Below are 8,009 nucleotides of genomic sequence, written 5' to 3' on the forward strand. Positions count from 1 at the left end.
AGGGAAAAGAGGGTACTGCAGAGGTTGGCTGAGATGTGATTTGGTAAGGACCCTAGAAAGCAAATCCTGAAAAGAGGATCGCAATCATTCTCGACAACTTCAGAACGCACCATGCCAAAAAGGTGAAGGATGAAGCTGAGAAGCTAGATATCGTTTTGGTCTATTTGCCACCCTATTCTCCGGATTTGAATCCAATTGAGAACGTCTGGAAGAGTGTAAAAAGAGTTGTTTCAGAGAAATCACCGCTTAATGTGGACGAACTGAAAGAAGTGATTGTTAAGTCTTTCAAAAAGCTGACAGAATCAATATCCTTTGCAAAAAGGTGGATTGAGAAGTTTCTGGGTAATAAGTTTAAGATGTTATGCACTTAACTGTAATTTAAGTTCTTTTCAATACTTTCCTAACTCATTCTTAGTATCTCTTGCTCAAGTTCTACATCTTAGCTCTCTGATAATTCATTCTCCCATCTAATTTTAACTTTCTAGCTTCGTCTTATCTCTGCAGAACTCTTCTTCAAGTTTTCTCCCAAATACCGCTGAGTACATTCAACTTCTTCAAGCAAATTCGGTTGTGAATAGTTTTTAACTTGCTAGAACTTTTTTAAGTGTGTAGGAACAAACATTTTTAAAACATTTATCGCTTAAATATGAATCATGAAAGCTCTGATCCTCTCCGGTGGACACGGGACTCGGCTTCGTCCTCTGACTCACTCTCAGCAGAAGCAACTGATTCCAGTCGCGAACAAACCCGTGCTTTTCTATGCTATTGAAGATGTAATTGAGGCTGGAGTTAAGGAGATAGGAATAATAACTGGTCCAAACAGGGAGCAGGTGATTGAGACTGTCAGTTCTGTTGAATGGGATGCTGAGATTACGTTTATTCACCAAGGAGATCCAAAAGGGCTGGCTCACGCCATACTCGTTGCAGAAGAGTTTTTAGATGATGAAGAATTTGTAATGTACCTAGGAGACAACATACTTAGAGATGGGATTGTGGAACACGCTCGAAGATTTAAAGAGCTTAATCCAGACTCACTCATCCTGCTTACCGAAGTCGAAGAACCTCAGCGTTTTGGTGTTGCCGAGCTGGATAAAAATGGTAGGGTGAAAAGGTTAGTGGAGAAGCCCAAAGTCCCGCCCTCAAACTATGCACTGGTGGGTGTTTACTTCTTCAAACCCGTAATAATTGAGGCTTGTAAAGACATTAAGCCATCCTGGCGTAACGAACTTGAGATTACGGATGCTATACAGTGGCTGATAGACAACGGATACAGAGTCGAGGCATCCATAGTTAAAGGCTGGTGGAAAGACACAGGAAAGCCGGAGGACATTCTTGAGGCAAACAGGTTGATATTGGAAGATATACAGCCAAAAAATGAGGGCAAGGCTGAGAACTCGAGGATTGTTGGTAGAGTTGTAATTGGGCCTGGAACGGTAATAAAGAACTCTGTAATCAAGGGGCCATGTGTTATAGGTGAGAACTGCAGGATTGTGAATTCATATATAGGACCGTACACATCAATAGGTAACAACTGCGAGATAGAGGAGACCGAGATCGAAGACAGCGTTATTATGGATGGAAGCAAAATAATAAATGCCGGAAGGATCGTAGAAAGCCTTATAGGAAGGAACGTCCATGTTCAGGAGTATAACTATATGCCAAAAGGGCACAGACTAATACTGGGTGATAACTCCAATATCGTGCTGTAGGTGATAACATGAAGGTATTGGTCACTGGTGGTGGTGGGTATATTGGCTCCATATTAATTCCAATGTTACTTGAGAGAGGATACAAGGTAAAGTGCTTAGACAGATTTTTTTTCGGCGAGGAAACTCTCGCAGACGTAGCAGGAGACCCAAATCTGGAAATTATTAAAGATGATATTAGATGGTTCGATCCCAAGATATTGCAGGATGTCGATGCTGTAATGGACTTGGCAGCACTGTCAAACGATCCAAGCGGAGAACTGGACCCATCAAAAACTATAGAAATAAACTACAAGGGTAGGGCAAGGGTTGCGAATTTGGCCAAAAAGTACGGTGTAAGTAAGTACATACTGGCGTCATCGTGTAGCGTTTATGGATTTCAGGATGAAATTGTAAATGAGAAATCGCAAACCAACCCACTGACAACCTATGCCAAAGCCAATTTATCAGCAGAGAAGGAGATTCTTCCGCTGGCAGACGATAACTTCTGCGTGACGGTACTGAGGCAGGCTACAGTTTATGGCCTGTCACCAAGAATGAGGTTCGACCTGGCTATAAACGGTATGGTTTTAGGGTTCTATAAAAACAAGAAAATACCGATAATGAGGGACGGAACACAGTGGAGACCTTTCGTTCACGTGAAAGACACGTCAAGAGCTTTCATAACGGTGCTGGAAAGCGATCCAAGTACTGTCAATAAAGAAATCTTTAACGTGGGTAGCAACGAACAAAATATCCAGATATTGCCTTTGGCTAAACTAATTGCAGAAGCAATAGACCTGCCATTTGAGTTTGAGTGGTACGGTTCACCGGATAAGAGGTCATACAGAGTAGATTTTACCAAAATAGAGAAGGTTCTGGGGTTCAAACCGAAGTACACTCCAAGAGATGGGGCAAGAGAGGTTTACGATGCGCTGGTTGAGGGGAGAATAACGGACAGCATAAAGACGAGGACTGTTGAATGGTACAAGTACCTGCTGGAGGCGCATAGAATAATAAAGGAAGTTGAAATGAGGGGTGTAATTCTGTGAAGGTCGCCGTAATAGGGGTCGGGCAGCTCGGATCAGACCTGGTTAAAGTTTTTGGTGATGATGCGGTACCACTAACGCACAGAGATATAGAAGTGACAGACTTTACTAGCTGTGAGATTCTCAGAGAGATAAAGCCAGATGTCGTGATAAACACTGCTGCGTATCACAAAACAGACGAATGTGAAGATAATCCGGAAAAAAGCTTTTCGGTGAATGCGATAGGGGCGAGAAACGTCGCCCTGATCTGCAAGGATATTGGCGCAGTTAATATCTTCGTGAGCACCGATTACGTTTTTGACGGCAACAAAGGTCAACCCTATTCAGAGGATGACGTGCCAAATCCTATAAACGTTTACGGGGTCAGCAAATATGCCGGAGAGATTTTTACGAGGTACATCTCGGATAAACACTACATCGTAAGGGTTTCGAGTTTATTTGGTGCTGCTGGAGCGAGTGGCAAAGGCGGAAACTTTGTCGAGACCATGATAAAAAAAGCGAAGGCCTGTGAAGAGATAAACGTCGTGGATGACATAACGATGTCGCCAACATACACGAAGGATGCCGCGTTTGCAATCAGGCAGGTTATTGAAAAAGAGCTGCCATACGGCATCTACCACGTAACTAATGATGGATACTGCACGTGGTATGAGTTCGCCAAAGCTATTTTTGAGCTTGCAGGCATTTCAGCGAATCTTAACCCGACTACTTCGGATAAGTACCCAACCAAAGCAAAAAGACCTAAAAACTCGTCTCTAAGCATTGAGAAGCTGAAATCCTACGGTGTGGAAATGAGACACTGGAAGGATGCGTTGAAGGCATATCTGGAAGAGAAAGGGCACATATGACAAACCCAGAAGTTCAAAAACTGCTGGTAATGCGGAAGGCATTTGAAACTGTCAAAAAAAGGCAAAAAGCCAACATCTCTAAAATACCGGATCTGCAGGAGAGGTTGAACAGACTCAGAGCTGTGAGGGAAAAATACGTCGGAGATCCCGACATTATTGAAATAGCCGTTGAAAATTTGGAAAACAACGGGTTTAGAGTAGAGTTCGCCGATAATGCTGAAGAAGCTGTAAAGCTTCTGCTTAAGGAAATAAATGAGGAAAAAGTTGTTGTAAAGTCGAAATCGAACGTTACAAAGGAGATCAACTTGGAGAAAGAGCTGAAATCCAAGGGCATCAATGTCATTGAGACCGATATCGGAGACAGGCTAATTCAAATACTCGGCGAAGAGCCGTCGCACCCGACAGGCCCAGCAGCCCATTTGTCTCTGGATTACGTTGTAAAGATGCTAAATGAGCGATTTGGAATTAATTTAGAGAGAGACCCTCATGCCGTGATTGAATATTTACTGCAGGACATAAAGAAATACATCGACAGAGCAAATGTTGGAATTACGGGAGCGAATGCAGTTACGGCTGAGGGAAGTGTTGTAATCCTGCACAATGAGGGAAACGTGTTTGAGGTGATGAACAGACCCAGAAAGTGGATAATTCTGGCAGGGATTGACAAGTTCTACCCGAGCATAGATGAAGCCGTAAATGCTGCAAAGATTCAGACTTTCTTTGCTACCGGAGCTGTTACGCCATCTTTCATTGAGATCGTAAGCGGTGTAAGCAAAACGGCAGATATAGAGAAAAAGCTGTATGATGGTGTGCACAATCCAAAGGAGGTCGTTTTAATTCTGCTGGATAACAACAGGAGCTACTTGATGAACAACGGATTCAGAGAGATGTTCTACTGTATTGGCTGCGGGAACTGCGTGTTACACTGCCCCTCATACCGTGTTTTCGGGGGAAGGTTTAAAGGTGGCAGGTTCGCACTGTATTCAGCTCTTTACAACGGGGAGGCCGATTTAGAGCTGTGTCTTTCATGCGGCAGGTGCAAAAAGAACTGTCCTCTTGGACTCGATATACCAAAAATGATCAGCAAAGCCAGAAGAGGGAGCGAACTCTACAATCTTCTTGTTTCACACGCAAAGTGGCTCACCCGTGCAGTTTATCTGGAAACGCTGGCTGTGTATCTGACGCTGAGAGGTGAGTTGGGTTAGTATTAAAAGTAAAAAGTTAAGTATAAATAAAACAACAAAAAAGAGGTGGTAAAACATGTTGCCAGGAGTTGTTGTCAAGCCTTTGAAGAGGTTTGCGGACGAAAGAGGGTTTTTTGCCGAAATAATGCGTAAGGACTGGAGCGATGTTTTTCAGGATGAAATAGTCCAGTCAAATCTGTCGATAAGCTACCCCGGAATTGTAAGGGCCTGGCACAAGCATGAGAGGGGGCAGGTTGACTACTTTGTTGTCGTCAAGGGTGCGCTGAAGATATGTGCCTACGACGACGAAACGCAGGAACTCAACGAGATAATTTCTACCGGCGAGAACCTGCAGGTTGTGAGAATTCCCGGACACTACTGGCACGGGATAAAGGCCGTTGGAAACGAGCCTGCAGTGCTGATTTACTTTGTGAACAAGCTCTACGACTACAATAATCCGGATGAGCTGAGAAGGCCCTGGAACGATGAGACGATTGTTCCCAAGAAAATTAATGGCAGGGATGATGATCCGAGGTGCGGTAAGCCGTGGGACTGGTTTTACCCACCGCATAAGTGATAAAAACGAGGCTTAAAAGAAAACAGGCCGGAACTTACCAAGAAGTGGGAATTTTTTGCTTTAACAATAACTAAATCTTGATAAAAAGTTTGTCGAAGAATGACAGGCAGATATCACATCGCCGATAGAGGTTCGGATAGCGTACAAACTCTACCTTGGCAGCGATAAAGATATAGAGGATGTAGTCTCTCTTTAGGAGATATTTAAAAATACATTGATAAAAGCAGACTCGACCACTTTATGAGGAAGATGAATGTAAAAGGCGAGTATGGCATTGGGTAGAAAAAGGAATTCCTTGGCAAGGTTGGAATTTGTCCGCTTCTATGCAGAATGGGTTAGTCTGTACCCAATGAAGTCTGGAGCAGACAGCGGGCAATGCTGATCAACAGCCCTTCATGTTGCCTGTTGAAAAATACCTTGAGTCAAAGGAAAGAGACAGAAAGAAGGGCAGAATTTAGCAGTTTGAAAGGTTAAACTTTCTTCTCTTAAAGCTCACGCCCCTGCTATTGTTTCTATTTCTCCCTGCTCTTCGTCAGAAACATACGGTGTGAGTTCCATGAGCGCCTTTAATAATGCTTCTCTAACCTTTCTCTCAACTATTTCCTCCAGATCTTCTCTTGAGATTTGAGTGGTCATATGTAATCTTTAACCTGTGGAATTATACAAGTTGTTTGTGACTTTCGAGACTTTCTTGAAGATCGCTGTCTTCTCTTTTAGGATTCCCAAGGAAGATGCAAAAACCGTATTTAAGATTATCCCCGCTGCAACAAGCTATTTCATCCGTCTCATAAACGACTTTAACAAATAGTAGATTCAGCTACGAAGGTTCTTAATTCGGAGGACGAAATGGTAGATAGATCATAAGTTCTTGAAAACTACTGGTTTTAAAGTAACATTTAAATCCCAATAGAATGACAAAAATTATGGTTAAAACTATTAAAATTCAAATTCCGGACTGGGTAGATGAAGAAGAGCTCAGAAAAGCTATAATTCAAGCAATATCTCAGATTACAAAGGAGCTACCAATTGAAGAAGTAAGGAAAATGTTGGGGATAAAGTCTGAAGATCTGACAGAAGTGCTTGAAGTTGAAGATCTAAAGTTGAGAGAAAAAGAAAAGAGAAGATTGGAATGGCTGTATTAGATACCAATGTAGTTATCGAGCGGATTAAAAGAAGAGAAGAGATTAGAGAAAACACAACCGCAGTAACGTTTGTAGAATATCCAAAGATCGTTTACTACAAAAAGTTTTACGGTAAAATCCTGTTTCCTGATGTCGAAGACTTTATGTTAGCTCATAAAACTCAAAATAAGCTTTTAGTTGGGCAAAGCAAAAACATTTGCAGATTTGCTTATAGCGTCAATCTGCATAAACAGAAACGAGGAGCTGATAACTAAGGATGAGGATTTTTTGGACATCGCAAAGGTTTCAGATCTTAAAGTTAAGATGATTTAGATCGTGTCCGAGTAGTTAGCTCTAAAAATGCTTATCAAAGCGGCATTTAGCATGATCTCATACGTCCTATCAGGGAAAAGCGATATTTGTTGTTGAAGATCCCGAAACTCCGCTTTACTTGAGAGAGGCCGCTGTAACTGAGAATTCGAGCTTGGTTGCCGGAATGAAGAAGTATTTTGATTTGATATGGGAATACGACTCTGTGGCTTACCAGTAAATCATATTTTGTTCTCAACTCTCTTTCCTTCTATCCGGTGGAAGTTGCTTTTCCCCTATCTAACCATCTTCTCGATCTCGATGATCCCTTCATGATCACTCAAGATTGGGTAAACTCAAACCTCCTCGAAGACGTCCAGAAACCTCTTATACCAGTTTTCAAAGAGCTCTGGAGTTACGAAGTGAATTTCAACACCGAACAAATCCATCTTCTCCTCGATTTTACTCACAAACACTCCGTAGGGGATTTCGGAGGCTTTTTCACTGACTATAAGGATGTCGAGATCGCTGAGGGGGTGTGTAGTCTCCTCTAACGACGCTTCCAAAAACTATAACCCTTAAATTCTCATCCCGCGTGATCTCCACCGCCACTTTTTTCAGCTTTTTGGCAACCTCCCTGTAGTTTCTGAACGCTCGAACCTTTCTTTCCCACAGGGATTTGGCTATTTCAACTCCCTTCATGCTCTCTCCACCGCAAACTTCTCGAACACACACTTCACGAATTTGAGAGCTCTGACGGCCTCATCTTTCTCGTATTTGAAAGGCAGGTATCTGGCACCTATGTACGCTCTCTCCAGCTCCCTGACTATATCCTTAGCCCCCCAGCTCCTCTGCAATATCCCTGTTGACGTGGCGAACCTCCTCCTTTAAAGATGAAAGGGAGTGCATTTTGGAAAAGTATCCAACTTCAGTTGCGAGAATGTACTTCAGCAACAGCTGCAGGGATTGCTCCAAATGGAACATTGCCAGATCGTAGAACTCCTTTTTTATGTCATCCTCAGCATCTACCAAGAACCTCTTCGCCCTCTCGAGGAGTCCCCTTCATGATGGCAGTTTTCTTAACATTTATTTATAGTTAAGTGCATAACATCTTAAACTTATCACCCAAGAACTTCTCAATCCAGCTTTTTGCAAAGGATATCGACTCTGTCAGCTTTTTAAAGGCTTTAGCAATCGCTTCCTCCAACTCTTCCGTATTGAGCGGAGATTTCTCTG

General features: G+C 42.6%; 12 protein-coding genes and 2 pseudogenes. 8 read left to right on the top strand and 6 right to left on the bottom strand.

Annotated elements, in window-relative coordinates; translation table 11 throughout:
• Positions 1 to 62 precede the first annotated feature (62 nt).
• The 6 genes and pseudogenes from H0Z19_RS11060 to H0Z19_RS11085 all read left to right on the top strand — a co-directional run.
• Positions 63 to 371 (top strand): annotated as a pseudogene (locus tag H0Z19_RS11060) (transposase); the annotation flags it as partial.
• 282 nt (positions 372 to 653) lie between these two features.
• Positions 654 to 1,709, top strand: a complete 1,056-nt coding sequence (locus H0Z19_RS11065) for a glucose-1-phosphate thymidylyltransferase (protein ID WP_290726612.1) — start codon at positions 654 to 656, stop codon at positions 1,707 to 1,709.
• Between the two features lie 8 nt (positions 1,710 to 1,717).
• A complete protein-coding gene (locus H0Z19_RS11070) occupies positions 1,718 to 2,737 on the top strand; it encodes an SDR family oxidoreductase (protein ID WP_290726614.1) in 1,020 nt (339 codons plus the stop codon).
• Positions 2,734 to 3,582 (top strand): dTDP-4-dehydrorhamnose reductase, encoded by an 849-nt coding sequence (gene rfbD / locus H0Z19_RS11075; protein ID WP_290726616.1) that lies wholly within the window; start codon positions 2,734 to 2,736, stop codon positions 3,580 to 3,582. The genes H0Z19_RS11070 and rfbD overlap by 4 nt, the downstream gene beginning before the upstream one ends.
• Positions 3,579 to 4,787, top strand: coding sequence for an LUD domain-containing protein (locus H0Z19_RS11080; RefSeq protein ID WP_290726618.1), 1,209 nt, complete (start codon positions 3,579 to 3,581; stop codon positions 4,785 to 4,787). Before rfbD ends, H0Z19_RS11080 begins: the two co-directional genes overlap by 4 nt.
• Positions 4,788 to 4,842: 55 nt before the next feature.
• Positions 4,843 to 5,343, top strand: coding sequence for a dTDP-4-dehydrorhamnose 3,5-epimerase family protein (locus H0Z19_RS11085; RefSeq protein ID WP_290726620.1), 501 nt, complete (start codon positions 4,843 to 4,845; stop codon positions 5,341 to 5,343).
• A 492-nt stretch (positions 5,344 to 5,835) separates the two neighbouring features.
• Here H0Z19_RS11085 and H0Z19_RS11090 read toward each other — a convergent pair whose 3' ends face one another.
• A complete protein-coding gene (locus tag H0Z19_RS11090) occupies positions 5,836 to 5,979 on the bottom strand; it encodes a hypothetical protein (protein WP_290726622.1) in 144 nt (47 codons plus the stop codon).
• 287 nt (positions 5,980 to 6,266) lie between these two features.
• On the opposite strand from H0Z19_RS11090, the gene H0Z19_RS11095 reads away from it, so the two are divergent.
• A complete protein-coding gene (locus H0Z19_RS11095; RefSeq protein ID WP_290726624.1) occupies positions 6,267 to 6,485 on the top strand; it encodes a hypothetical protein in 219 nt (72 codons plus the stop codon).
• Positions 6,486 to 6,662: 177 nt separating this feature from the next.
• Positions 6,663 to 6,797: a PIN domain-containing protein gene (locus H0Z19_RS11100; RefSeq protein WP_290726625.1), complete on the top strand. Its 135-nt coding sequence runs from the start codon at positions 6,663 to 6,665 to the stop codon at positions 6,795 to 6,797.
• 332 nt (positions 6,798 to 7,129) lie between these two features.
• Here the strand turns inward: H0Z19_RS11100 and H0Z19_RS11105 are convergent, their stop codons facing one another.
• The 5 genes and pseudogenes from H0Z19_RS11105 to H0Z19_RS11125 form a co-directional block, all read right to left on the bottom strand.
• Positions 7,130 to 7,339, bottom strand: coding sequence for a nucleotidyltransferase domain-containing protein (locus H0Z19_RS11105; RefSeq protein WP_290726627.1), 210 nt, complete (start codon positions 7,337 to 7,339; stop codon positions 7,130 to 7,132).
• Positions 7,275 to 7,475 carry a hypothetical protein gene (locus H0Z19_RS11110; RefSeq protein WP_290726629.1) on the bottom strand — a complete coding sequence of 67 codons (201 nt, stop codon included), beginning with the start codon at positions 7,473 to 7,475 and terminating at the stop codon, positions 7,275 to 7,277. The genes H0Z19_RS11105 and H0Z19_RS11110 overlap by 65 nt, the downstream gene beginning before the upstream one ends.
• A complete protein-coding gene (locus H0Z19_RS11115) occupies positions 7,472 to 7,630 on the bottom strand; it encodes a HEPN domain-containing protein (protein ID WP_290726631.1) in 159 nt (52 codons plus the stop codon). Before H0Z19_RS11115 ends, H0Z19_RS11110 begins: the two co-directional genes overlap by 4 nt.
• On the bottom strand, positions 7,608 to 7,805 hold the full coding sequence (locus H0Z19_RS11120; RefSeq protein ID WP_290726633.1) for a HEPN domain-containing protein: 198 nt from the start codon (positions 7,803 to 7,805) through the stop codon (positions 7,608 to 7,610). The genes H0Z19_RS11115 and H0Z19_RS11120 overlap by 23 nt, the downstream gene beginning before the upstream one ends.
• Positions 7,806 to 7,869: 64 nt before the next feature.
• Positions 7,870 to 8,009, bottom strand: a pseudogene (locus H0Z19_RS11125) (IS630 family transposase); the annotation flags it as partial.

Source organism: Archaeoglobus sp. (assembly GCF_017656475.1).
Classification (GTDB): domain Archaea; phylum Halobacteriota; class Archaeoglobi; order Archaeoglobales; family Archaeoglobaceae; genus Archaeoglobus.

Coding starts and splice junctions, on each gene's coding strand:
- H0Z19_RS11095 (WP_290726624.1), top strand. CDS start 6,267: ATGGTTAAAACTATTAAAATTCAAATTCCGGACTGGGTAGATGAAGAA.
- H0Z19_RS11090 (WP_290726622.1), bottom strand. CDS start 5,979: ATGACCACTCAAATCTCAAGAGAAGATCTGGAGGAAATAGTTGAGAGA.
- H0Z19_RS11070 (WP_290726614.1), top strand. CDS start 1,718: ATGAAGGTATTGGTCACTGGTGGTGGTGGGTATATTGGCTCCATATTA.
- H0Z19_RS11065 (WP_290726612.1), top strand. CDS start 654: ATGAAAGCTCTGATCCTCTCCGGTGGACACGGGACTCGGCTTCGTCCT.
- H0Z19_RS11085 (WP_290726620.1), top strand. CDS start 4,843: ATGTTGCCAGGAGTTGTTGTCAAGCCTTTGAAGAGGTTTGCGGACGAA.
- H0Z19_RS11080 (WP_290726618.1), top strand. CDS start 3,579: ATGACAAACCCAGAAGTTCAAAAACTGCTGGTAATGCGGAAGGCATTT.
- H0Z19_RS11110 (WP_290726629.1), bottom strand. CDS start 7,475: ATGAAGGGAGTTGAAATAGCCAAATCCCTGTGGGAAAGAAAGGTTCGA.